The sequence below is a fragment of the Microbacterium sorbitolivorans genome, assembly GCF_003327285.1.
In the GTDB taxonomy this organism is placed as follows: domain Bacteria; phylum Actinomycetota; class Actinomycetes; order Actinomycetales; family Microbacteriaceae; genus Microbacterium; species Microbacterium sorbitolivorans.
Window position 1 is genome coordinate 507,339 of the sequence record NZ_KZ848475.1, and the last position, 23,929, is coordinate 531,267.

The window sequence follows — 23,929 nt, forward strand, 5'->3', positions numbered from 1 at the left end:
GGCCCCGCGCCTCTTCCCCGGCCTTTTATAAGTTGTTGGGTCCCAAAAAAACGTCGCCTTGCGCTCCGCGCAGGCGACGTTTTTTGGCGACCCTACTTAGTGCTTAACGCTCGACGACGTTGCGCAGCGGGGTGCCCGCCAGCAGGGCGTGGAGGTTCTCGCGGATCAGCATCGCTGCGCCGTCGGGGCGACCGCCCGCAGCGTGCGGCGTGATGATGAGGTTCCGGGTGTCCCACAGCGCCGACGACTCGGGCAGCGGCTCGGTCTCGGTGACGTCGATCGCGGCGCCCGCGATCTCGCCCGACCGCAGCGCCGCGGCGAGCGCGGTCTCGTCGACCGTGGATCCGCGGCCCACGTTCACGAGGTAGGCGTGGCGCGGCAGCTTCGCGAGCCGCGCGGCGCCGAGCGCGTGGTGGGTCGCGTCGGTCGAGGGCAGCACCATGACGAGCACGTCGGTGTCGCCGAGCGCCTCGTCGATGTCGCCCTCGGCGATGACGGGGAACCCGCCGCGCTCACCGGCGCTGCGGGCCACGCCGCGCACGTTCGCCCCGAGAAGCGTCAGCACTCGCGCGAGGTTCTGCCCGATGTTGCCGAAGCCCCAGACGAGCACGTTCGCGTCGATGAAGCTCGTCACGCGATCCGCGGGGCGCAGCGGCTGCACGCCGCCGATCTCGCTCGACCACTCGTGGCGCTCCTGCGCCGCCGCGGCATCGGACATGCGGCGCAGCAGCGTCAGCGCGAGCGCCGTCGCGTGCTCCGTGACGGTGCGGTCGTGCAGGCCGGATCCGCTGGTCACGATTACGCCCTCCGGCACGTCGAGGCTCAGCACGTGGTCGACGCCGGCGCTCAGAGCCTGCAGCCATCGCAGCTGCGTCAGCTTCGGGATGCTCTCGAGGCTCTCGGGGCCGTTGCCCCACGTGACGATCGCCTCGGCGTCGAGGTGTTCGGCGGGGATCGGCGTGTGGGGGTCGTAGCGTTCGACGTGCACGAGCGGGTGGAGCTCGCCCGGCACATCGATGGTCTCGGGCACCAGAATCTTCATGCGGCCACCTTACGCGGCATCACAAAGGCGAGGGCCAGCACGAGAAGCCCGCCGGTGAGCGACACCGCGAGGCCCACGCGGATGCTCGTCGCGTCGGCGATCGCTCCGACGAGCGGCGGCGCGACGAGGAACGCGAGGCGCATGAGCCACGTCACGATCGTGAGGCCGGTCCCGGCGCGCAGGCCCGGGATCCGGTCGGCCTGCTGCATCGCGAGCGGGATCGCGGGCGCGCAGCCGAAGCCCGCGAGCGCGAAGCCGAGGCACGCGCCCCACACCGTCGGCACGCCGATCGCGAGCCCGATGCCGCCGGCGATGAACAGGCCCGAGCAGATGATGACGGTGCGCTCGCCGAAGCGGTCGACGAGCCGGTCGCTCACGATGCGGCCGATGAACTGGGCGCCCACGAGGCCGATGAACCCGGCCGCGGCGAGCGGCGCCGGCGCGCCCACCTCGTCGCCGAGGTACAGCGCGGCCCACGAGAAGGCGACCTCTTCCGTGAGCCCGCCGCCGATCGCGATGAGCACGAGCGCCGTCAGCGTCAGCACGATCGCGGTCGTCGCGCGGCCCGCGGGGCGCGCGGTCGCCGCCTCGGCGGATCCGGATCCCGATTCGCTCTCGGACCCGGGGAGCGACCAACTACGTGCCCAGAAGGCGACCCCGACGAGCACGAGCGAGGACGCGAGGATGTGCCACTTCACGGGGATGTCGAGTGCGATCGCCCCGGCCGCGATCGCGCCGCCCGTGACGGCGCCGAGCGACCAGAGGGCGTGCATCGAGTTGATGATCGAGCGTCCCCGCGCGGCCTGCACGCGTAGGGCGTTGGCGTTCTGCGCGACGTCGGTGATCGCGTCGAGCGAGCCGCCGATGAAGAAGGCACAGGCGAGGATCCAGACGTTGGGAGCCCACGCCGCGGCCGTCACGCCGAACGCGAGGCCGAGGGTGCCGATGACGGCGACGGCCGCGGATCCGAAGCGCCGGATAAGCACGCCCGCCGCGACGCCGGCGACGATCGCGCCGACGGGGTTCATCGCGAGCACGACGCCATAGATCGTCGCGTTCAGACCGAGCTCGGCCTTGAGCTCGGGATAACGCGGAACGAGGTTCGCGAAGACCGCCCCGTTGGTGAAAAAGAATGTCGCCGCGGCGATGTGCCCGCGCCTCAGCGCGCGTTCGGAATAGATCGTCACCAGTAGATCCTCCCTGATCGACCACGACAAGTCACATGCGCGCGATAAGGTGCGCCCATGAGCGAGATTCCCCGGCCGCCCGCTGCGGCCGATAGCGAGGCACTGCCGGTGCTCGGCCTGCAGAAGAACCTGAGCGCCGAGCCGACGAAGCGATCGACGATCCTCTCGTGGGCGCTGTGGGACTGGGGGCTGCAGCCCTTCAACACGATCATCGTGACGTTCATCTTCACGGCGCTCTACCTCACGACCGACGCGTTCTTGCCGGAGGAGATCGCGTCCCTCGCCGACAAGGATCCCGTCAAGGACGCCGCGCTCGCGAACCTCGCGAGCGGGCTAGGCTGGGGATCCACGATCGCGGGCCTGCTGATCCTCGCACTCGCGCCCGTGCTCGGCCAGCAGGCCGACGCGCAGGGACGGCAGAAGCTGTGGCTCGGCATCGGCACCGTCGGATCCGTGCTCGCCATGTTCGCGCTCTGGTTCGCCGAGCCGTCGCCGAGCTTCTTCTGGTTCGCGGTCGCGATGATCTCGTTCGGCATCGTGCTCGGCGAGATCGCCGCCGTCAACTACAACGCGCTGCTCGTGAGCATCGCGACGCCCAAGAACATCGGTCGCATCTCTGGCCTCGGCTGGGGCTTCGGATACGTCGGCGGCGTGGTCGCGCTGATCCTCGTCGTCGTCTTCTACATGGGCGACTGGTTCGGGATCCCCGAGGAGGGCGGCGTGCCGTTCCGCCTCATCGCCGTCGGATGCGCGATCTGGGCGATCGCGTTCTGCCTGCCCGTGTTCCTCAAGGTTCCGGAGCCCGCGCCGCTCGGCCGCCCCGAGCGCCGCGTCGGCTTCTTCCAGAGCTACGCGCAGCTCGTGCGCGACATCGTGGACCTCTACCGCAACCCCGCGACGCGCAACACGTTCTGGTTCCTGCTCTCGAGCGCCGTCTTCCGCGATGGCCTCGCCGGCGTCTTCGCGTTCGGCGCCGTCATCGCGGGCCAGGTCTTCGACTTCGGCTTCATCGACATCGTGATTTTCGGCATCGCGGCGAACCTCATCGCCGGCCTCTCGACGATCATCGCGGGCCGCTGGGACGACGTCTTCGGGCCGAAGGCGATCATCGTCACGGCGCTCGTCGGCATGGTCGTCTCGGGCCTCGTCGTGTTCTTCCTCGCCGACACCGGCAAGATCGTGTTCTGGATCTTCGGCCTCATCCTCTGCGCCTTCGTCGGCCCCGCCCAGTCGGCCGGCCGCTCGTTCCTCGCGCGCGTGACGCCCGCGGGCCGCGAGGGCGAGATCTTCGGCCTCTACGCCACGACGGGCCGCGCCGCGAGCTGGATGTCGTCGGCGCTCTGGGCGACGCTCATCGCGATCGCCGGATCCACGATCTTCGGTGTTCTCGGAATCGTCATCGTGCTACTCGCGGGTCTGCTGCTCGTGCTGCCGGTGAAAGCCGCGCGGTAAGCGCATCGGCAGGGCTGACAGACTGATCTCATGACCCGGCGCATCGTCTTCCTCGACATCGATGGCACGATCATCGATCAAAACGGCAACCTCCCCGACTCGACCGTGAGGGCAGTGCACACGGCCCGGGCGAACGGGCACCTCGTGTTCCTCGCCTCGGGCCGCACGCCGACGGAGGTCGAGACCCGCGTCGCCGACATGGGGCTCGACGGCGCGATCCTCGGCGCCGGCGCGTACGCCTGGATCGGCGAGCTCTGGGGCGACGGCGAATGGGCGATCGAGCGGCTCATGTCGGCCGATGACGCCGCCGAGATGATCGCCGGCTACCGCGACGTGGGCGCCGACTTCGTGCTGCAGGGCCGTGAGCAGGTCTGGGCGACGCCCGGCGGCTTCGCGCGCCTCGCGGGCGCGCTCGAGGCGGAGGGCCGGCTCTCCGACGCCACGCGCGCGGCGCTCCTCGACCACGTCACCGTCACGGAGGATCCGCCGACCGAGGGCATCGCGAAGTCGGTGTTCTCGAGCGACGACCCCGGCGCGTACGCGGCGGTGAAGGAGCGCCTCGGCGGGCGCTTCCACGTCATCACCGGCACCATGCCCGGCCTCGGCACGGCGGGCGGCGAGGTGTCCCCCTCGGGCGTGACGAAGGGATCCACGCTGCTGATGCTGCTCGAGAAGCTCGGCATCGCGGTGGAGGACTCGATCGCGATCGGCGATAACAATAACGACCTCGAGATGCTGCGCGCCGCCGGCACGGGCATCGCAATGGGCAACGGTACCCCCGAGGCCCTCGCGGCGGCCGACGAGACGACGACCACGGTCGATGCCGACGGCATCTGGAACGCGTTCGCGAAGCACGGCCTGGTCTAGGCCCCAACTCTGCAATTCTCCGCGCGGTCATCTGCAATTCGCAGATGACGCCGCGGAGAATTGCAGATTTGGCGCGCCCAGAAGGCATGGGAAAGCCCGGGCAGCGCTCCCCCGACCGCTTCCCGGGCCCCGAACCTTTCGGCTGCCGGTATCACGTTATCCGCGATCCCGACTCTTTGAGAATACGTGGACGCCGAACGAGATTTCACCGTTTTCACCCCTTTCACCCGTCGATCACCCTCGAATCACACGAGATCACCCCGCGTGAGACGATGGATGCATGAGTTCGACCGATCGCCTGTCACGGCCTCGGCTCGTCGCGCTCTGGCAGCGCGTCATGCCGGGCGCGACAGTGCTCGTGACGGCGCAGCACAAGAGCGGCGTCGCATCGAGCGTGCGCGAATGGCTCGAGGGATCCGAAAAAGAACTCGTCTTCTGGTCGTCGAATAGGCTCTCGGTCCCCGAGAACGCCCCGCACGCCGACGTCATCGTGCTCGAACTCGAGGGCATGCGCACCGACCACGCCACCGCGACGCTCGCGGTGCGGAAGCACTGGCCCGACGCGACGCTCATCGCCGTCTCGAGCACGCAGTGGCCGCCGGAGCTGCTCGACGCGGGGCTCCGCCCCGAGCGCATCTTCGCCGGATCCCTCTTCGGCTTCACCGTCGACGAGGTGCTCGACCGCGCCGAACAGCTCGGCCTCGCCCTCGCGTGGGACGAGGCGACGAACCTTCTCGAGCTCGTCGGCACGCACGTGGGCTTCGTCGACGCGGTGCTGCGCGCCGCGGCCGCGCGCGGGATCCTCGACGACGAGGCCTTCCACACCGGCTGCCACGAACAGGCCGCGCACTTCGCCGGATCCGCCGCCGCGGGCGTCTTCCGGCCGAACGGCTGGTACGCGGCGCTCGTCACCGCCCGCATCGGGCCGATGCCGCGCCGCACGCTGCTGCGGGTGTGGGGCCGCGACGAGGTCGTGCGGGCCGCGCTCGACAACGCCATGCAGTCGGGCTTCTTCGTCGAGGATCTCGCCCGCGACACGATCGCGCTGCGCCCCGCCCTCGAGTCGGCGTTCGTCGAGCGCATCACCCGCGAGGGCCAGCTCGACGCCGTCGACGACGACATCGCGGCGCTCGCCGCGAAGCTGCTCGACGAGGGCAACTCGGGCGACGGCTGGGCCCTCGTCGCAGACCTCCCCGGCCCCCGCGCCCGCCTGCTCGCGACCTATTGGTGGCAGCTCGGCGAGGTCGACGTCGCGCTCGCGCGGCCGTGGCTCGAGCAGGCCGTGCAGCGGGATCCGCTTCCCGCGCTCCGCGTCGCGCTCGCGCGCGCGCTCGTCTCGGTGACGAGCGCCGGGCACAGCGGATCCGTGCCGCTCGCCGACCGGCAGGCCGCGCGCGAGCAGCTCGAGGCTGTCGGCGAGCAGCCGGGCGACCTCGGGATCGCCGCGGAGCTGCTGCGCGGGATCCTGCTCCGCCTCGACGGCCACTACGTCGAGGCGCTGGAACTGCACGAGGAGCTCGCGAACACGTCGGATATCTCCGACGTCGCCGCCGCCTCGACGCTGCGCGCCAACATGCTGCTGCAGGCGGGCCTCAGCGCCCTCGATGCCTCGCGCCCCGACGTGGCGGCCGCCCGCCTCTCTGCCGCGGCCTCGCTCGCGCACGGCGCCGGCCACGACCGGCTCGCCCGCTTCGCCCACGAGCTGATGCTGTTCACGGCGCCCAACGAGCTGCCGATGGCCTCGGGCTTCCAGGCGCGGCTCGATAACCTCGTCGGCGCGCAGGCGATGTCGCGCCCGATTCGCCGCGTCGTCGAGCTCTCGAACGCGCTCTACGTCGTGGATCCGACGGCGATGCGCGAGGCGCTCGCCCCCGCGGATCCGATCGACGATCCGCGCATCATGGCCTACATCGTGCTCGTGCTGCGCACGATCGCGCACGGCCTGCTCGGCACGTCCGAGCTCGCGCTCAGCAGCATCAACCTCTTCGAGCAAGACGCGCACACGGCCGAGATCGCCCCGAATCAGCTCGTCATCCTGTCCTGGGCGCGCGCCGAGGCCCTCGCGGGCGACGGCCAGTACGACGCCGCCGTCGAGGCGATCTCGCGGATCCCGGAGGCCGCCGCCCGCGTCGTCCCCCTCGACCTGCTCATGGCCCGCATCCACCTGCGCGGCGGCGAGCCCGAGCGCGCGATCGCGTGCCTCGCGTCGTCGGCGACCGCGCACGGCACCGGCGTGCTCGCGGTCTGGACGCACCTCGTCCTCTTCCACGCGTACCACGCCATCGGATCCGATTCGTCGCTCGACGTCGCCCGCCAGCACCTGCAGGTCGCGATCGTCGCCGCGGTGCGCTCGCGCCCGCTCCTGCCCTTCGCGGCGCAGGGCATGAGCGCGCTCAACGCGACGATCGCGGAGGCAAGCGGGCTCGCGCTCGACCCCGGCGGATCCCGCTTCGTGCGCGAGCTCGAGCGCATGCGCGACGAACTGCAGCGGGCGACGAGCTCGACGCTCGCGCTGAGCGACCGCGAGCGCACCGTCGTGCGCGCGCTCGTCGAGGCCGAGTCGACGAGGGATCTCGCGGCGCGCCTGCACGTCTCGCCCAACACGATCAAGACGCAGCTGCGGTCGATCTACAAGAAGCTCGGGGTGTCGAGCTGGGCCGACGCCGTCGCCACCGCAAAGCGCGTGGGGCTGGTGGAATAGAAGGTCCTCGCGTGCCAGGCTGGGTGTATGGATCAGCTCTTTATTGATGGTGCGTGGCGGGCCGGCGAGGGCGACTTCGCGGTCACGGATCCGGCAACCGGCGACGAGATCGCGCGCTTCGCCGCGGCGAGCGTCGGCGACTGCCTCGACGCGGTCGATGCCGCCGAGCGGGCGCTGCCGTCGTGGCGCGAGACGCCGCCGCGCGAGCGCGCCGAGATCCTGCGCCGCACCTTCGAGATCCTCACCGACGAGGCCGAGACGCTCGCGACGCTCATCGTGCGCGAGAACGGCAAGTCATGGGCCGACGCCGCGGGCGAGGCGGCCTACGCGACCGAGTTCTTCCGCTGGTTCTCGGAGGAGGCGGTGCGGATCCCGGGCGACTACCGCCTCTCGCCCACCGGCGACAAGCGCATCATCGTCACGCACCAGCCCATCGGGGTCTCACTGCTGATCACGCCGTGGAACTTCCCCGCCGCGATGGCGACGCGCAAGCTCGCGCCCGCCCTCGCCGCCGGGTGCACGACGGTGCTGAAGCCCGCGCTCGAGACGCCGCTCACGGCGGCGTACATCGTCGACGTACTCACTCGCGCGGGGCTCCCGCGCGGCGTGGTGAACCTCGTGACGCCCGTGGATCCGGGCCCCGCGACCGAGGCGATGCTCGCCCACCGCGCGGTGCGTAAACTATCGTTCACGGGATCCACACCCGTCGGCCGCACGCTGCTGCGCCAGGCCGCGGAGCGCGTCATCAGCTGTTCGATGGAGCTCGGCGGAAACGCGCCGCTCATCGTGCTTCCGGGCGCCGACCTCGCGCAGGCGGTCGAGGGATCCTTCGCCGCGAAGATGCGCAACGGCGGATCCGCGTGCACCGCCGCGAACCGGTTCTACGTGCACACCGACATCCACGACGAGTTCGTGGCCGCGTACCGCGAGCGGCTCGCTCGGGTGACGCAGGGATCCGGGCTGTCGCGGGACAACGACCTCGGCGCGCTCGTGTCAATGAAGGAGCGCGACAAGGTCGCGGGGCTCGTCGACCGGGCCGTCGGCGCCGGCGCCTCTCTTTCGATCGGCGGGTCGACGCCCTCCGGTGCCGGCGCGTTTTATCCCGCGACGCTGCTGACGAACGTGACCCACGGATCCGAGATCACCAAGAACGAGATCTTTGGCCCCGTGACGACGATCGTGCGCGTGGAATCGGCCGCCGAGGCCGTGCGGATGGCCAACGACACCGAATTCGGGCTCATGGCCTACGTGTTCGGCGAGGAGCGCGAGGCCGTGCTCACCGCGCAGCGCATCGAGGCCGGCATGGTGGCCGTGAACCGCGGCGTCGCGAGCGACCCCGCGGCCCCCTTCGGCGGGATGAAGCAGTCGGGGCTCGGCCGCGAGGGCTCCGCCGAGGGGATCCTCGAGTTCTTGGAGGAGCAGTACATCACGCTGGATGCGTGAGGGTGGGGCCGCGCGGGCGCGGGGCGCGCGGGCCGCAACTGCGGAGTTGGCCCCGAACTGCGGATCCAATCGGGCAATTGCTCCGCAGTTGCGGCTCACTTCCGCAGTTTGGGACCACAGGTTCCCCCGCGGGCCAGAACTACGGAGTTGACCCCAATCTGCGGACTGAATCAAACAATTGCCCCGCACTTGCGGACCATCTCCGCACTTCGGGACCACAGGCTCCCCCCAGACCAGAACTGCGGAGATGACCCCGAGCTGCGGACCACACCGAGCAATTACTCCGCAATTGCGGACCATCTCCGAACTTCGGGACCACAGGTTCCCCCGCAGACCAGAACTGCGGAATTGACCCCGAACTGCGGATCCAATCAGCCCGGAGCTCCGCAGATAGGGGCCAGATCCGCACTTCCTGCTCAGGCGCGGGGTCGTGCGCCGGAACTTCGGAGATGAGCCCGAAGTGCGGATCCGATTAGTCGCAGGACCCGCAGATTGAGGTCATCTCCGCACTTCGGGGCCAGGGCACAGGGGCACAGGGCAGGTGCCAGGGCCAGAGCCCAACCCCAAGCCCCCTCAGCGGGCAGACTCGGCGAGGCGCTCGCCCGCCGTCACCATGTGCACGGCCATCGCCGAGGCCGCGGCGTCGGCGTCGTTCGCGTCGAGGGCGCGGGCGACGGCCTCATGTTCGGCAAGGGCCAACTGGGCGGCCTCGAGGGTGTGGACGGCACGGTCGGAGTACACCTGCAGCAGCGATCGCACGACGTGCAGCAGGTCGCGCAGCGTCGCGTTGCCGGCGGCGTCGGCAAGGGCCAGGTGGAAGGCGTAGTCGGCCTTCGCGAACGCCTGCAGGTCATCGCCCGCGGCGCGCATGTCGTCGAGGTGCCCGGCGAGGGTGTCGCGCGCCTCCGACGACGCGTGCGTTGCGGCCATGCGCGCGACATAGATCTCGAGCCCGGATCGCAGCTCGATCAGCTCGGCCGTGTTGCGCTCGCCGATCAGCAGCCCCCAGCGCAGCGTCTGCGGCAACAGCGCGCTGGCTTCGCCGCGCAGGTAGGTCCCGGATCCGGGACGCACGTCGACGATGCCGAGCATCTCGAGCGCAGCGAGCGCCTCGCGCACGGCGGATCGGCCGACGCCGAGCGAGGTGGCGAGCTGGCGCTCCGCGGGCAGTCGGGTGCCCGGCGCGATGTCGCCGCTCGTGAACAAATCGAGCAGGCGGCGCGCGACCTCGCTCACGGGAGTTCCCGAGGGCAGTGAGCCGAGCGCCTCGGCGATGGCGTCGGATCCGCCGGTGGGGTCTGCTGGCATGAATCGATCTTACCCCTCCCCACTTGCAATTGGTCAACCGGTTTGCCAAACTAGGCTCACACGTCCCTCACGAAAGGTTCGACGATGACCCGCTTGTGGAATGATCCGGCCGATTTCGCCGACGAGATGATCGACGGCTTCGTCGCGGCCAATGGCCGCTACGTGCGCCGCGTCACCGGCGGCGTCGCGCGATCCACGCAGACGCCCGAGGGCCAGGTCGCGTTCGTGACGGGCGGCGGATCCGGCCACTACCCCGCCTTCGGCGGCCTCGTCGGGCCCGGCCTCGCGCACGGCGCGGCCATGGGAAACCTCTTCGCCTCGCCCTCGACCCAGCAGGTGCTCTCCGTCGCGAAGGCCGCTGAGAACGGTGGCGGGGTCTTCCTCAGCTACGGAAACTACGCCGGCGACGTGCTGAACTTCGACGCCGCGCAGGAGCAGCTGCGCGCGGCGGGGATCCCGTGCCAGACGGTCGCCGTCACCGACGACGTCTCGTCGGCCGGGAAGGACGAGATCCACAAGCGCCGCGGCATCGCGGGCGACCTGACGGTGTTCCGGATCGCGGGCGCCGCCGCCGAGCGGGGCCTGAACCTCGACGAGGTCACCCGCCTCGCCCGCCGCGCCAACGACCGCACGCGCTCCTTCGGCGTCGCCTTCTCGGGCTGCTCGCTTCCTGGCGCGGATGAGCCGCTCTTCGAGGTCAAGGAAGGCCACATGGCGATCGGCCTCGGGATCCACGGCGAGCCCGGCCTCGGCGACGCCGACATCCCGACCGCCGACGGCCTCGCCGAGATGCTCGTGGAGCGCCTACTCGACGAGCTCCCCGACGACGTTCCTTCGGCGAAGGGCGCGCGCGTCGTCCCGGTGCTGAACGGCCTCGGATCGCTGAAGTACGAGGAGATGTTCGTCGTCTACCGCCGCATCGCGCAGCTGCTCGATGACGCAGGTATCACCGCCGTCGACCCGCACGTCGGCGAGTACTGCACGAGCTTCGACATGGCAGGCACCTCGCTGACCCTGCTGTGGCTCGACGACGAGCTCGAAGACCTCTGGGACACGGGCGTCGACACCCCCGCGTACCGGCGCGGATCCATCGACGCCTCGCGCCTCGAAAGAATCGACACCGCAGAGGAGCAGGGCGAAGACCTCATCGGCGACGCCGACGACGACTCCCGAGCCATCGCCAAGACCATCGCCGACGCGTTCGACGTCTGGCGCACCACAATCGACGAGAACGTCGACGAGCTCGGCCGCCTCGACGCGATCGCCGGCGACGGCGACCACGGCATCGGCATGCAGCGCGGGATCCACGCGGCCCAGGCCGCCGCCCGCGACGCCGCGGACCGCGGCGCGGGGGCGGCGACCACGCTCGCCCGCGCGGCCGACGCCTGGTCCGACCGGGCAGGTGGCACGTCCGGCGCGATCTGGGGCGCGATCCTCGACACCGTCTCGCAGCGCCTCGGCGATGCCGGCCGCCCCACCAACGAACAGGTCGCCGAGGGGCTCGACGCCGCCAAGGCCCGCGTCGCCACCTTCGGCGCCGTTCCGGGCGACAAGACCCTCGTCGACTCGCTGAACCCGCTCGTCGAGACCTTCTCGGCACGAGTGAGCGAGGGCGCGAGCATCGCGGACGCCTGGCGCGCCGCCGCAGACGCCGCGACGGCGGCCGCCGCCGCGACGACCGACATGCTCCCGCAGATGGGGCGCGCCCGCGCGCACCACGAAAAGGCCCTCGGGATCCCGGATCCGGGTGCCCACTCCCTCGCGCTCCTCGCGCAAGCCCTCCTCGAAAGGCACGACGATGACTGACCAGCTCCGTATTGTGATCGGATCCGACGACGCCGGATTCGACTACAAAGAGATCCTCAAGAAGGATCTCGAGGCGAACGACGGCGTCGCGAGCGTCGTCGACGTGGGAGTGAACGCCGACGGCCACACCGCGTACCCGAAGGTCGCGATCGAGGCCGCCGAGCGCATCGCGCGCGGCGAGGCCGACCGCGCGCTGATCTTCTGCGGCACCGGCCTGGGCGTCGCGATCTCGGCGAACAAGGTCGCGGGGATCCGCGCCGTCACGGCGCACGACAGCTTCTCGGCCGAGCGGGCGGTGCTCTCGAACAACGCGCAGGTGCTCTGCATGGGCCAACGTGTGATCGGCATCGAGCTCGCCCGCCGGCTCGTGCGCGAGTGGCTGACGTATCGCTTCGACGAGTCGAGCGCGTCGGCCGACAAGGTCGCCGTGCTCACCGAATACGAGACCACCGGCAGCTGCTGATGGCGAGGCGCATCGTCGGCATCAGCCTGAAAATGTACTTCGGGCATGCCCGCGCGACCGACTGGTTCGACCGGGTCGCGTCGCTCGCGAGCGCGCAGCCCGCGGTTATGAACGGCGCCGTCGAGGTCTTCGTCACGCCGACGTTCCTGCAGGTTCCCGCCGCCGTCCGGGCCTTCGCGGGCACCCCCGTGCGGGTCGGCGGGCAGGACGTCGCGGCGGAGGCCGAGGGCGCCTACACCGGCGAGGTCTCGGCCTCCGAGCTCGCCGAGGTCGGCGCGGGGCTCGCGGAGATCGGGCACGCCGAGCGGCGCCGCCTCTTCGGCGAGAACGACGCCGACGCGGCCCGCAAGGTTGCCCGCTCGCTCGAGGCGGGCCTCGAGCCGCTGCTGTGCATCGGCGAGAGCGAGCAGCAGTCACCCGAAGACGCGGCGAAGGTCGCGGTCGCGCAGCTCGAGGCCTCCCTCGCGGGCGCGCCTGACGGATCCGTCATCGTCGCCTACGAGCCCGTCTGGGCGATCGGGGCACCCGAGCCCGCGGGCGAGGATCACGTCCGCGTCGTCGCGGGCGCGCTGCGGGCCGCGCTCGCGGGGCGCCCCGGATCCGCCGTGATCTACGGGGGCGCCGCAAAGCCGGGCCTCCTCACGCGGCTCGGCGACGCCGTCGACGGCGTCTTCCTCGGGCGCTTCGCGCACGACCCCGACGCGCTCATGCAGGTGATCAACGAGGCCGCATCGTGATCGGCCTCGGAACCTACGCCTACTTCTGGCAGCACGCCGAGGGCCTCTCCCTCGCGGGCGCGTTCGAGGACACCAAGGCGCAGGGCGTCGACCTCTTCCAGATCTGCGACTACGCGCCGCTCCTCGAGATGACGGGCGCCCAGCTGCGCGAGGCCGCGGGCGTCGCGCGCGGGCTCGGTCTGACGATCGAGCTCGGCACGAAGGGCGTGGATCCGGATCACCTGCGGCGCTTCCTCGACCTCGCCGAGATCTTCGATGCTCGACTTGTCCGCGGCATGGTGTTGCGCGACCAGGCCGCGAACGCGGCCGGCCTGCTCGGCCAGGTCGCCGGATCCTTCGAGCGCGCGGGCGTTTCGCTCGCGCTCGAAACCTACGAGCAGGTGCCCACCCGCACCCTGCTCGGCATCATCGACGAGGTGGGCAGCGACGCGATCGGGATCTGCCTGGATCCCGCCAACGTCGTCGCGCAGCTCGAGAGCCCGCGAGGCTGCGTCGAGGCCACCTCGGCGTACGTCAAGAACGTGCACGTGAAGGACTTCGCCTTCGCGCGCCAGGATGGCTGGGTCGGATTCACGTACAGCGGCGCCCCCATGGGCGAGGGGCTGCACGACTACGACCACCTCCTCCAGACCGTGATGCCGCGCGAGCGTGGCATCAACGAGATCGTCGAGCACTGGCTGCCGTGGCAGTCGGATGCCGAGACGACCATCACCACCGAGCGGGAATGGACCCGCAGAACCCTCGATATCCTCAGGAGCACACTATGAGCGAGAAGTACACGATCGCCGTCATCGGCGCGGGCGGCAAGATGGGCATGCGCGTGTCGAACAACCTCGTCAAGACCGAGCACACGGTCTTCTACGTCGAGAACTCCCCCGCGGGCCAGGAGCGCACGCGCGAGGCCGGCCGCGAGCTCACCGACGCCGCCGTCGCCGTGGCCGACGCCGACATCGTCGTGCTCGCCGTGCCGGACCTCGCCCTCGGCGCCGTCACCGCCGACCTCGTCCCGCAGATGAAGTCGGGCGCCGTCTGCCTGACGCTCGACCCGGCCGCCGCCTACGCGGGCCTCCTCACGACGCGCGACGACGTGATCCAGGCCGTCGCGCACCCCTGCCACCCGTCGATCTTCCTGCAGCGCGAGACCCCCGAGCAGTGGGCCGACACCTTCGGCGGCATCGCCGCCCCGCAGGACGCCATCGCCGCCGTCGAGAGCGATGACCCCGCCATGAAGGCGCTCGTCGAGGAGACCGTGCGCTCGATCTACGCCCCCGTGATCGACGTGCACTTCGTCACGATCAAGCAGCTCGCGCAGCTCGAGCCGACCCTCGTCGAGACCGTCGCCTGCATGATCGGCGAGCTGCTCAACGAGGCCCTCTCCGAGGCCATCAACACGATGGGCGTGCCCGAGGCCGCCGCTCGCAGCATCATGTACGGCCACACCCAGGTGGCCCTCGCCAACGGCCTGCGCGGCGACAACCCGTTCTCGGACGCCTGCCTCATCGCCATGAAGTACGGCCGCGAGACCATCATCAAGGACGACTGGAAGAAGATCTTCCAGGACGACGAGCTCGACAAGAACCTCGCCGCCATGCTCCACCTCGACGAGATCAAGCGCTGATGGCCCGGCTCGCAGGCAAGACCGCGCTCGTTACCGGATCCGGATCCGGGATCGGCGAAGCCGTCGCGACCCGGTTCGCCGCGGAGGGCGCCCGCGTCGTGATCGCCGACCGCGACACCGCGGCCGCTGAGCGCGTTGCCGCGCTGCTCGGCGACGCGGCCCGCGCCGTCACGATGGACATCTCCGACGAGGCCCAGGTCTCGGCCGCATTCGCGTCGCTCGAGGCCGACGGATGGGCCCCGAACGTCGTCGTCGCCAACGCCGGAGTGCAGCTCTTCGGGCACGACGCGAAGGTCGCCGACCTCGATCTCGACGTCTGGCGCCGCACCGTCGACATCAACCTGACGGGCACGTTCCTGACGGTCAAGCACGCCGTGCGCGCGATGCTCGCCCACGACGGCGGATCCATCATCCTCACCGGAAGCCCGACGGGCGTCACGGGCGAGGGCAACGACTTCACCGCGTACAGCACGACTAAGGCCGGCATCCACGGCATGGGTCGCACCGTCGCGGCGGCATATGCCACGCAGGGCATACGCGTCAACACCGTCGTGCCGTCGTACGTCGAGACGCCGCTGGTCGATGCCATCAAGAACAACCCCGTCGAGCGCGCGGCCATCACCAGCCGTATCCCGATGGGCCGCCCGGCGACGCCGGACGACCTGACGGGCGTCATGACGTTCCTCGCGAGCGACGACTCGGCGTTCGCGACCGGGGCCATGTTCACCGTCGATGGCGGGATGACTAACCTGTAGCGCTCCCTGTCTGTACACAACGACGCAAATTTTGCGCCATGGACGCCGGAACACCGGCGTGTCGCCCATGTCGCGGCAAAATTTGCGTCGTTGTGTACGCGGGGTGGGCAAGATAGAGCCATATCGCGCGATGGGGCGCGAGTTTCCTGAGGGGGCAGAATGACCTGGATCCGTGAACAGGTGCGCGAGATTGCGCTCGGCGAGTGGAGCCTCGAGCTTCGCGACGACGACCTCGCGCAGATCCGCTTCCGCGGACACGAGGTGTTGCGATCGGTGCGCGCCGTCGTGCGCGACCGCGATTGGAACACCGCGGTGTGGACGGTGGAGTCCGTCGCGGACGACTCCATCGCGCTTTCGTCGACGTCCTTCGACAACCAATTCGACGGATCCCTCAGCCTCGTCGCCGACGATTCGTCGCTGCGGATCTCGTTCGAGGTCGACGCCGAGCGCGAGTTCTGGACGAACCGCACGGGCCTCGTCGTGCTGCACCCTGCCGCGCTCTCGGGGGCACCGCTCACGATCACCCATACCTCGGGCCTCGTATCGCGCACCCACTTCCCCACCGACATCTCGCCCCACCAGCCCGCGTTCGACATCCGGGCGCTCGAGGCCGAGGGCGTCACGGTGGCGTTCGAGGGAGATGCGTTCGAGATGGAGGACCAACGCAACTGGACCGATGCGTCGTTCAAGACGTACAGCCGGGCGCTCGCGGATCCGTTCCCCTACCTTTTCGACGGGCCCGTGCGGCAGAGCGTGACGATCTCGGTGAGTTCCGAGCTCGCCGAGACTCTGACGATCGGCCGAGATTCTGACGATTCCGGGGAAATGGGCCCCATCTCGAGCGATCGTCAGAATCTGACGCTCACCGAGGCCGGCCCCGTGCGCTTCTCCGTCGGGGCGTCCACCGCCCCGGGCGAGGGGCCCACGGATCCGATCGGGCACGACACGCTCGTCGAGGTCGACCTCGACTGGGACGGGTGGCCCGCCGTCATCGAGCGCGCGGCCGCGAGCGGCCTGCCGCTCGATGTGCGTCTCGTGCTGCCGCTCGAGGATCCGGATCCGCGGGTGCGCGAGGCGGTCGCCGCCCTCGCGGAGCTGCCGGTCGCGCGGATCGCGGCAATCCAGCCCCCGACGCACCCCGCCGAGCACATGTCCGACGACGCGGCTGTGCGGATCCTTCGGGCCGCCCTCGGCGACCGCGACGTGCCCGTCATCGGCGGCACGCGCTCGCACTTCACCGAGCTGAATCGCGGCCAGCACCTCGTGCCCGAGGGGCTCGACGGCATCGCATTCAGCACGACGCCCATGTTCCACACGCTCGAGACCCTGCAGCTCGAGCAGGCGATCGGCATGCAGCGCCTCGTCGCCGAGCAGGCCGTGCGCATCGCGGACGGCGCTCCCGTGCACGTGGGGCCCGTGACCCTGCGCGCGCACCTCAATAACGTCGCGACGACGTCACCCGAGCGGCCCGGCGTCGCCGATCTTTCCGAGGGCTACGGGCCCGAGCTGCTGAACGCAGACGACGACCGGCAGACGGCGCCCGAGCTCGCCGCGTGGACGATCGCGAGCGCCGCCGCCCTCGCCGTTCCCGGGGTGTCGACGGTGTCGTTCTTCGAGGGGTGGGGACCGCGCGGCATCCGGGCGGCCGACGGATCCGAGTACCCCGTCGCCGATGCAATCCGCGCCCTCGCGGCCCTCGCGGGCCCGCTCGCGACCGCGCACGACGGATCCGTCTGGGCGATCGCGTCGGAGAACACCCTGCTGGTGGCGAACCTGGGCGACGCGTCGCGCGCGCTCTCGGTGGCCGAGGGGGAGGTCGATGTGCCCGCGAAGGGGTGGGTGTCGGTCGACCGGTGAGCCGTACCTGCGGAGATGACCCCGAACTGCGGATCCATGGGGGTTATTCCTCCGCAGATACGGGCCATCTCCGCCGAAACAGACCGACCCAGCACGGCACCGACTATGGTCCCCTTAACGCCTTCATCTTCATGTCGGCGATCCCCGTTCTCATTGTGTACCTGCTGTTCCAGCGGTACTTCGTCCAGGGCGCCCTCGCCGGCGCCGTGAAGGGATAACGCCAATGACTGCCGCTCCCCGCCGCATCATCATCAACACCGATGCGAAGAACGAGGCCGACGATCAGTTCGCGATCGTGCACGCCCTCCTCTCGCCGACCCTCGACGTGCGCGGCATCGTTCCCGCCCACTTCGGAACCCGCCGCACGACCGAGAGCCTCCGCGAATCGCGCGAGGAGGTCGACCTGCTGCTGCGGCTCATGGGCCGCGAGGGTCAGTACGTCGTCGCCGACGGCGCGCCCCACAAGCTCCCCGACGAGCAGACCGCGGTGCCGTCCGACGGATCCCGACTGATTATCGAGGAGTCGAAGAAGAGCGAGGGCACGCTCTATGTCGCGTTCCTCGGGCCGCTGACGGATATGGCGTCGGCGATCCTCGAGGATCCGGAGATTCAGGATCGCGACGTCGTCGTGGTCTGGATCGGCGGCCCGCCGCACGGCGGCGTCATCGCCCCGTCGAGCATCGAGTTCAACCTCTCGAACGACATCGAGTCGGCGAACGTCGTGATGAATTCGCGGATCCCCGTCTGGCAGATCCCGAGCACCGTGTACTCGATGGTGTCGGTGACGCACCTCGAGCTCGAGGATCGCGTCGCGCCCCTCGGCGAGCTCGGCGCCTACCTGACACAGCAGGTGATCGACTTCAACGCGACCGTCGAGAACCTCGCGATGGACTTCCGCTCGCTCGGCGACAGCCCCGGCATCGGCGCCGTGATGAACCCGCGCGGCGGCGTGTGGCGCAGCTTCCCGGCGCCGCTCTACGACGCCGAGGGCAAGATGATCGAGCCCGCCCCGGGCCGCCGCGAGATCCCGGTGTGCGAGTCGATGGACATCCGCTGGCTGCTCGAGGACATGTTCCAGAAGCTCCGCCACTTCCACGCCACCCGCTAGCCCCTTCCGCTTCCGCCCCGCCCCTTCCGCGAGATCGCACTCTTTTCGCGAGGTCGCACTCAATTCGGTGCGATCTCGGAAAAAGAGTGCGATCTCGCGGGGTTTGGGCCTCGAGGATCCCGGGGCCTCGTCCGCGAGGTCTCACCTTTTTCGCGAGATCTCACTCAATTCGGTGAGGCCTCACTCAATTCGGTGAGATCTCGCGAGATGGGTGAGACCTCGCGGGGTGGCGGCCCTACCCGATCGTTGTCGCGCGGGGGTGGATCTCGACCGGGACGACGACGCGCTCGTGCACGTGGTCGGGCTGGGCCTCGACGCCGAGGAGGCGCACCGCCTCGGCGCCCATGCGGTAGCCGGGCAGGATGATCGACGTCATCGACATCCAGTCGTTGCCGTTCGGGCGGTGGTCGCCGTCCAGGCCGACGATCGCGACGTCGTCCGGGATCCGCAGATCGCTCGCCGCGCGCAGCGCCCGGATCGCGCCGATCGCGAGATCGTCGGCGAGAAACAGCAGCGCCACGCGTTCGCCGCGGGCCTTCGCCGCGCGGATCGGCTCGAGGAGCTCGCCGATGATCTCGGCTCCCGCATCCTGCGACAGGCCCGCCGTGGTCGTCTCCGTCAGGTGGACCCCGCGGCGCGCGGCGGCCTCACGAGCGCCGCGGCGGCGCTCGCCCACCGGCTGCACGATGTCGCCGATCGACAAGAAATATGCGTGCCGGATCCCGAGGTCCGCGATGTGATCGACCGCCGCGCGGCCGACCTGCTCGTTGTCCATGAGCACGGTGCACCAATCGGCGCCCGGCACATCGTAGTTGACGAGCACGATCGGGCGCACGTGGTTGCGGATCCGTTCGATGCCGGCGCTCGGCTCGCGCATCGAGCAGACGATCACGCCGCCGGCGCGCGCCTCGGCGAAGTAGCCGAGCAGGTCGTCCTGCGCGTCGTGCTGCTCGATGCCGTTCGCGAGGTCGTGCGCGTTGTATCCGCTATTCGACATGACGACGCGCTTGCCGGATTCTCGCGCCGTCAGCTGCGCGCCGCGCGCGACCTCGACGAAGAGCCGGTTGATGAGGTCGGGCACGATGAGGCCGAGGTCCTCCGACGCGTTCTGGATCAGCGTGCGCCCCGCCATGCTGCGGATGTAGCCGAGCTTCTCGATCGCGCCGTGCACGCGCTCGAGGGTCTCGGGCGCGAGGCGCTCGGGGTTATTGAGCGCGTTCGAGACGGTGCCGACAGACACCCCTGCCGCCCGCGCGACCGCGCCGATATTGGGGGTCCCCCGCCGCATCGCGCCTCCTCCGTAGATCAAAGATCGACGTTACTCGATCCCGGGTGGCACAGAAGTCGGAGAGATCACAAGACTCGGGCGATAACCCCGAAAGTCTCCGAGACTCGTGATTTCTCCGAGATCCGTGACGCCTACGCAGCGGCGACAGCCGCGTTCGTCACCGTCACGCGATGCGTCCCGTGCCCCAGCACCCCGCCCACGTTCACGATCGACTGCTCGGTCACGGGCAGATCCAGCTCGGCGGTGACCCCGAACGGGATGTGCAGATTGGCCTCGAGCGTCCCGCCGACGAGCTTCCAATCGATGCCGACGGATCCGTAGCCCGTCTCGATCGTCGCGGTCGCGTGGGTGAGGCCCGCGGCGGGGCGCGGGGCGACGCGGGTCACGCGATAGCCGGGCTCGGCGGGTGCGAGGCCGGCGACGTTGCGGTAGACCCAGTCGATCATCGCGCCGTAGGCGTAGTGGTTGAACGAGAGCATGCCGCCGCCCTCCTCGGTGGATCCGGCGTCCATGTCGCCCGAGTGGATGGATCCGTCGGGCCGGATCGCGTCCCACCGCTCCCACACCGTGGTCGCGCCGCGGTCGACCTGGTAGAGCCAGCTCGGTGCCTCGCGGCGCAGCAGCATCAGGTAGGCCTCCGCGAGGTGGCCATTGCGAGAGAGGGCGTCGAGGATGATGGCGGTGCCGACGAAGCCCGTCGCAATGCGCCCGTTCTCGGCGCGCACGTTCGCGGAGAGCAGGTCGGCGACCCGCGCCCGCTCCGAGGAGGGAGCGAGATCGAACTCGAGCGCGAGCGCCGCGCCCGTCTGGGTCTGGATCGCCTCCTCGCCCCACTTCTCCCACGCCGCCTCCGCGACCCGCGAGGCGAGCGCGCCGTAGGCCGCGGCCGATTCGGCGGATCCGGCGACCTGCTCCGCGAGCGACAGGATCCGCGCGGATCGCGCGTAGAACGCGTTCGCGACGAAGTCGCTCGAAACCTTCGCCTGCCAGGGGCGCTCGCCCGGGGCGTCCGGATCCAGCCAGTCGCCGTACTGGAACGGCTCGGTCGGCAGGAGCACGTCGTCGCCGGCGCGGCGGCACAGGTGCTCGACCCAGCGGCGCATCGATCGCAGCTGCTGGCGGAGCACCTCGTCGCTTCCGCCGGCCGTGTACACCGCCCACGGCACGAAGGTCGCGGCGTCGGCCCAGGCCGCGCGGCCCATGTTGTCGACGTCGACGCCGCCCATCAGCATGTCGGCGCGGCGGATGATGTCGGGCACGACGCTCGCGACGCCGCCCTCGTCGGTCTGGTCGGCCTCGAGATCGAGCAGCCAGTTACGCCAGAACGCCTCCGAGTCCATCAGGGTCGACGAGGTCGGGGCGAAGGCGAGCGCGTCGCCCGTCCAGCCGAGGCGCTCGTCGCGTTGCGGGCAGTCGGTCGGGACCGAGACGAAGTTGTCGCGCTGCGACCAGAACACGTTCGAGTGGAACTGGTCGAGCGCCTCCGACGACGAGCGGAAGCTCGAGCTCGCCGGCAGGTCGGACGAGATTGCGATCGCCGTGGCCGAGACGACCTCGGCACCCGTGACCTCGGCGTGCTGGAACCCGTGGAACGTGAAGCGCGGCTCGAGCGCCGTTTCCTCCGACGAGGCGAGCACATACGTGTCGGTCGCCTTCGCGCTGCGCAGCGCCTTGGTGTGCAGCTCGCCCGAGGGCTCGAGGATCTCGGAGTGGCGGATCGTGACGACGTCGCCCTCCTTGCCCCGCACCACGAGGCGCACCCAGCCGGTCACGTTCTGACCGGCGTTGAATTGCGCGGATCCGTCGCGGTCGGTGCGGCTCATCGGCAGCTCGGCGACGGTGCGGACGGGCGGCGCCGAGCGCGGCTCGAAGCGCGAGAGATCGGCCTCGATGACCTCCGCGTTCGTCCAGGCCTCGTCGCGGAAGCCCCGCTCGTGCAGGCCCTCCGGAGCGAGCCGCAGGTCGAGGTCGGAGCCGTCGTAGATGCTCGCCCCGCGGGTGGATCCGAAGCCGCCGCGCCACGACGCGTCGGTCGCCACGAGCACGCCGTCTTCGGTGTCGATCTGCGCGAGCGCGCCCGAGCGGTCGCCGTAGATTCCGGTGCGGCCCGCGAAGCCCATGCGGCCGCGGTACCAGCCGTCGCCGACCTCGAGCACGATGGTGTTGGATCCCTCGCGCAGCAGGCCCGTCACGTCGAGGGTGTCGACGAGCACGCGGGTGCCGTACGACGTCCAGCCCGGTGTGAGGTGCGCGTCGCTCGCGCGCACGCCGTTGATCCAGGCGTCGACGAGGCCGAGCGCCGAGAGGCGCAGGCGTGCGCGCTCCGGCAGCGTCGACACCGTGAACTCGCGCCGGAGGAGCGCCACGGGGCCCTCGATCTCGGTCGGGATCCCAATCACCGCGGCCTCGTACGCGTCGAGCCCGGCCTCGACGACGAGCTCGTCGCTCCAGGCCGACCAGCCGTTCTCGGTCGCGATGCGCACGGCGAAGCCGTGGCGCGCACCCGCTGGAACGTCCCCCGCGGGGACGGCGACCTGCGCGGATCCGGCGATCACGGATCCGGGAACGAGCTCGCGCCCCGCGGGCGCGGTCGCGAGCTGGTAGGCGAGCTGCGACACGCCGGGCTCGGCCGTCACGCGCCAGGTCAGGCGCACGCCCTCGCCGGGCACGCCGATGAGGCCCGCGCCGTGCTGGGAACGCAGCGAGGAAACCCGCGTCGACGGGTCGATCAGGGAGGAATCGGGGATGGCCACCATGGCTCATGTCCTTTCGTCGGCGCGTCGTCGCGCCGGACTCGATTGTGTAACTGTCGTTGACTCTCGTCGCGGACTCTGCGAAAGTTGCGTGCGTTGAATGGTTTCAACTTCAAGTACATTCAACCACGTCGGACTCATCGGTGAGGCCGATTCGGATCAGCTTTTACATGGAGGTAAGAGATGAAGAACTCCCGCACCAGGAGGATCCTGCTCGGCACGGTCGGCATTACGGCGCTCGCCCTTCCGCTCGCTTCGTGCAGCGTGGGCAGCATCGGCGGCGGCGGCAGTGGCGACGGTGACGGCCTCGAGATCAGCGTGCTTATCGCCTCGTCCGGCGAGGGCGCTGAAACGATCCAAGCCCTCGGCGAGGCCTTCACCGCCGCCAATCCCGACATCACCGTCACGGTCGAAACCCAGCCCGGCGGCGGCGAGGGCGACAACCTCATGAAGACCAAGCTCTCGACGGGCGAGATGAACACGATCTTCGGGTACAACTCGGGCTCGCAGCTTCAGGGCCTGAAGCCAGACGACAACCTCGTCGACCTCAGCGACCAGAGCTGGGTCGCCGACCTGACGGAAGACATGAAGACCGTCGTCTCGGGCGAAAACGGCCTCTACGGCACCCCGCTCGGCGCGTCCTTCGGCGGCGCTGTGCTCTACAACAAGGCGATCTATGCCGATCTCGGCCTCGAGGTTCCGCAGGATTGGGCGACCTTCGCATCGAACAACGACGCGATCGAGGAGGCCGGCCTCGACGCCGTCATCCAGTCGTACGGCGACCCGTGGACGAGCCAGCTCTGGGTGCTCGGCGACTTCGCGAACGTCTCGGCGCAGGATCCGGAGTGGGCGGCCGAGTACACGGCCAACAACCGCTCCTACACCGAGCAGCCCGCTCTGCAGGGGCTGCTGAACCAGCAGGAGGCCGCGGAGTCGGGCTGGTTCAACGAGGACTACGCGTCGGTGCTGTATGACGATGCGCTGGCGAAGCTCGCGAACGGCGAGGGCGCCCACTACCCGATCCTCACCAACGCGATCTCGGCGATCGCGCAGAACAACCCCGACAAGGTCGACGACATCGGCGTGTTCGCGCTACCGGCTCAGGACGCCGCCGACACGCGCCTGTCGATCTGGCTGCCGAACGCGCTCTACATCCCCACCTCGACGGAGGGCGACGAGCTCGACGCTGCGAAGAAGTTCCTCGAGTTCGTGAACTCCCCCGATGGTTGCGAGATCCAGAACGAGTACATGACGCCCGGCGGCCCCTACGCCACGAGCGCCTGCACGCTGCCCGACGACGCCGCGCCGATGATCGCCGACATGCAGGAGTACGTCGATAACGACCTCGCGGCGCCGGCGCTCGAGTTCCTCTCGCCGATCAAGGGCCCGGCGCTCGAGCAGCTCACGGTCGAGGTCGGATCCGGCATCACGACGGCAGACAAGGCAGCCGCAGAGTACGACGCCGACGTCGTCAAGCAGGCCAAGCAGCTCGGTATCGACGGCTGGTAGGCCGCCCCTTTGCGCGGGCCCGCGGCTTCGGCGGG

The 23,929-nt window shown here is 70.1% G+C and carries 18 protein-coding genes; 13 read left to right on the top strand and 5 right to left on the bottom strand.

Going from position 1 to position 23,929, the window contains the following annotated elements; all coding sequences use genetic code 11:
* Positions 1-103: 103 nt before the first annotated feature.
* Positions 104-1,042: an NAD(P)-dependent oxidoreductase gene (locus DTO57_RS11210; RefSeq protein ID WP_114118309.1), complete on the bottom strand. Its 939-nt coding sequence runs from the start codon at positions 1,040-1,042 to the stop codon at positions 104-106.
* Entirely contained in the window at positions 1,039-2,229 is a 1,191-nt protein-coding gene (locus DTO57_RS11215; RefSeq protein WP_222843261.1) for an MFS transporter, read from the bottom strand. The genes DTO57_RS11210 and DTO57_RS11215 overlap by 4 nt, the downstream gene beginning before the upstream one ends.
* 57 nt (positions 2,230-2,286) lie before the next feature.
* Here DTO57_RS11215 and DTO57_RS11220 point away from each other — a divergent pair, with 57 nt between their 5' ends.
* The 4 genes from DTO57_RS11220 to DTO57_RS11235 all read left to right on the top strand — a co-directional run bounded on the left by DTO57_RS11220 (position 2,287) and on the right by DTO57_RS11235 (position 8,692).
* Positions 2,287-3,681, top strand: a complete 1,395-nt coding sequence (locus tag DTO57_RS11220) for an MFS transporter (protein WP_114118310.1) — start codon at positions 2,287-2,289, stop codon at positions 3,679-3,681.
* 30 nt (positions 3,682-3,711) lie between these two features.
* Positions 3,712-4,548 (top strand): HAD family hydrolase, encoded by an 837-nt coding sequence (locus DTO57_RS11225; RefSeq protein ID WP_114118311.1) that lies wholly within the window; start codon positions 3,712-3,714, stop codon positions 4,546-4,548.
* 280 nt (positions 4,549-4,828) lie between these two features.
* Positions 4,829-7,249, top strand: coding sequence for a LuxR C-terminal-related transcriptional regulator (locus tag DTO57_RS11230; protein WP_114118312.1), 2,421 nt, complete (start codon positions 4,829-4,831; stop codon positions 7,247-7,249).
* A 27-nt stretch (positions 7,250-7,276) separates the two neighbouring features.
* A complete protein-coding gene (locus DTO57_RS11235) occupies positions 7,277-8,692 on the top strand; it encodes an NAD-dependent succinate-semialdehyde dehydrogenase (RefSeq protein ID WP_114118313.1) in 1,416 nt (471 codons plus the stop codon).
* Positions 8,693-9,265: 573 nt separating this feature from the next.
* Here the strand turns inward: DTO57_RS11235 and DTO57_RS11240 are convergent.
* Entirely contained in the window at positions 9,266-10,000 is a 735-nt protein-coding gene (locus DTO57_RS11240; protein ID WP_114118314.1) for a FadR/GntR family transcriptional regulator, read from the bottom strand.
* An 84-nt stretch (positions 10,001-10,084) separates the two neighbouring features.
* Here DTO57_RS11240 and DTO57_RS11245 point away from each other — a divergent pair, with 84 nt between their 5' ends.
* From DTO57_RS11245 to DTO57_RS11285, 8 genes are all read left to right on the top strand, one after another.
* Positions 10,085-11,806: a dihydroxyacetone kinase family protein gene (locus DTO57_RS11245; protein WP_114118315.1), complete on the top strand. Its 1,722-nt coding sequence runs from the start codon at positions 10,085-10,087 to the stop codon at positions 11,804-11,806.
* Positions 11,799-12,269: a ribose-5-phosphate isomerase gene (locus tag DTO57_RS11250; RefSeq protein ID WP_114118316.1), complete on the top strand. Its 471-nt coding sequence runs from the start codon at positions 11,799-11,801 to the stop codon at positions 12,267-12,269. Before DTO57_RS11245 ends, DTO57_RS11250 begins: the two co-directional genes overlap by 8 nt.
* Complete coding sequence (locus DTO57_RS11255; RefSeq protein ID WP_114118317.1) at positions 12,269-13,006, top strand: triose-phosphate isomerase family protein; 738 nt, start codon at positions 12,269-12,271, stop codon at positions 13,004-13,006. The genes DTO57_RS11250 and DTO57_RS11255 overlap by 1 nt, the downstream gene beginning before the upstream one ends.
* Entirely contained in the window at positions 13,003-13,773 is a 771-nt protein-coding gene (locus DTO57_RS11260; RefSeq protein WP_114118318.1) for a sugar phosphate isomerase/epimerase family protein, read from the top strand. Before DTO57_RS11255 ends, DTO57_RS11260 begins: the two co-directional genes overlap by 4 nt.
* Entirely contained in the window at positions 13,770-14,624 is an 855-nt protein-coding gene (locus tag DTO57_RS11265) for a phosphogluconate dehydrogenase C-terminal domain-containing protein (RefSeq protein WP_114118319.1), read from the top strand. The genes DTO57_RS11260 and DTO57_RS11265 overlap by 4 nt, the downstream gene beginning before the upstream one ends.
* Complete coding sequence (locus DTO57_RS11270) at positions 14,624-15,379, top strand: SDR family NAD(P)-dependent oxidoreductase (RefSeq protein WP_114118320.1); 756 nt, start codon at positions 14,624-14,626, stop codon at positions 15,377-15,379. Before DTO57_RS11265 ends, DTO57_RS11270 begins: the two co-directional genes overlap by 1 nt.
* A gap of 159 nt (positions 15,380-15,538) precedes the next feature.
* Positions 15,539-17,236: a D-apionate lactonase family protein gene (locus DTO57_RS11275; protein ID WP_114118321.1), complete on the top strand. Its 1,698-nt coding sequence runs from the start codon at positions 15,539-15,541 to the stop codon at positions 17,234-17,236.
* A 223-nt stretch (positions 17,237-17,459) separates the two neighbouring features.
* Entirely contained in the window at positions 17,460-18,344 is an 885-nt protein-coding gene (locus DTO57_RS11285) for a nucleoside hydrolase (RefSeq protein WP_114118322.1), read from the top strand.
* Between the two features lie 235 nt (positions 18,345-18,579).
* Here the strand turns inward: DTO57_RS11285 and DTO57_RS11290 are convergent, their stop codons facing one another.
* A complete protein-coding gene (locus tag DTO57_RS11290; RefSeq protein WP_114118323.1) occupies positions 18,580-19,632 on the bottom strand; it encodes a LacI family DNA-binding transcriptional regulator in 1,053 nt (350 codons plus the stop codon).
* Between the two features lie 131 nt (positions 19,633-19,763).
* A complete protein-coding gene (locus DTO57_RS11295; RefSeq protein ID WP_114118324.1) occupies positions 19,764-22,388 on the bottom strand; it encodes an alpha-L-rhamnosidase in 2,625 nt (874 codons plus the stop codon).
* A gap of 180 nt (positions 22,389-22,568) precedes the next feature.
* Between DTO57_RS11295 and DTO57_RS11300 the strand changes: the two genes are divergently transcribed.
* Positions 22,569-23,894, top strand: coding sequence for an ABC transporter substrate-binding protein (locus tag DTO57_RS11300; RefSeq protein ID WP_114118325.1), 1,326 nt, complete (start codon positions 22,569-22,571; stop codon positions 23,892-23,894).
* Positions 23,895-23,929 lie beyond the last annotated feature (35 nt).

What these genes read in the sequence shown, in the direction of transcription:
- DTO57_RS11275 (WP_114118321.1), top strand. Translation starts at nt 15,539, where the DNA reads ATGACCTGGATCCGTGAACAGGTGCGCGAGATTGCGCTCGGCGAGTGG.
- DTO57_RS11270 (WP_114118320.1), top strand. Translation starts at nt 14,624, where the DNA reads ATGGCCCGGCTCGCAGGCAAGACCGCGCTCGTTACCGGATCCGGATCC.
- DTO57_RS11230 (WP_114118312.1), top strand. Translation starts at nt 4,829, where the DNA reads ATGAGTTCGACCGATCGCCTGTCACGGCCTCGGCTCGTCGCGCTCTGG.
- DTO57_RS11265 (WP_114118319.1), top strand. Translation starts at nt 13,770, where the DNA reads ATGAGCGAGAAGTACACGATCGCCGTCATCGGCGCGGGCGGCAAGATG.
- DTO57_RS11295 (WP_114118324.1), bottom strand. Translation starts at nt 22,388, where the DNA reads ATGGTGGCCATCCCCGATTCCTCCCTGATCGACCCGTCGACGCGGGTT.
- DTO57_RS11220 (WP_114118310.1), top strand. Translation starts at nt 2,287, where the DNA reads ATGAGCGAGATTCCCCGGCCGCCCGCTGCGGCCGATAGCGAGGCACTG.
- DTO57_RS11290 (WP_114118323.1), bottom strand. Translation starts at nt 19,632, where the DNA reads ATGCGGCGGGGGACCCCCAATATCGGCGCGGTCGCGCGGGCGGCAGGG.
- DTO57_RS11225 (WP_114118311.1), top strand. Translation starts at nt 3,712, where the DNA reads ATGACCCGGCGCATCGTCTTCCTCGACATCGATGGCACGATCATCGAT.
- DTO57_RS11250 (WP_114118316.1), top strand. Translation starts at nt 11,799, where the DNA reads ATGACTGACCAGCTCCGTATTGTGATCGGATCCGACGACGCCGGATTC.
- DTO57_RS11210 (WP_114118309.1), bottom strand. Translation starts at nt 1,042, where the DNA reads ATGAAGATTCTGGTGCCCGAGACCATCGATGTGCCGGGCGAGCTCCAC.
- DTO57_RS11235 (WP_114118313.1), top strand. Translation starts at nt 7,277, where the DNA reads ATGGATCAGCTCTTTATTGATGGTGCGTGGCGGGCCGGCGAGGGCGAC.
- DTO57_RS11240 (WP_114118314.1), bottom strand. Translation starts at nt 10,000, where the DNA reads ATGCCAGCAGACCCCACCGGCGGATCCGACGCCATCGCCGAGGCGCTC.
- DTO57_RS11255 (WP_114118317.1), top strand. Translation starts at nt 12,269, where the DNA reads ATGGCGAGGCGCATCGTCGGCATCAGCCTGAAAATGTACTTCGGGCAT.
- DTO57_RS11245 (WP_114118315.1), top strand. Translation starts at nt 10,085, where the DNA reads ATGACCCGCTTGTGGAATGATCCGGCCGATTTCGCCGACGAGATGATC.
- DTO57_RS11285 (WP_114118322.1), top strand. Translation starts at nt 17,460, where the DNA reads ATGACTGCCGCTCCCCGCCGCATCATCATCAACACCGATGCGAAGAAC.
- DTO57_RS11300 (WP_114118325.1), top strand. Translation starts at nt 22,569, where the DNA reads ATGAAGAACTCCCGCACCAGGAGGATCCTGCTCGGCACGGTCGGCATT.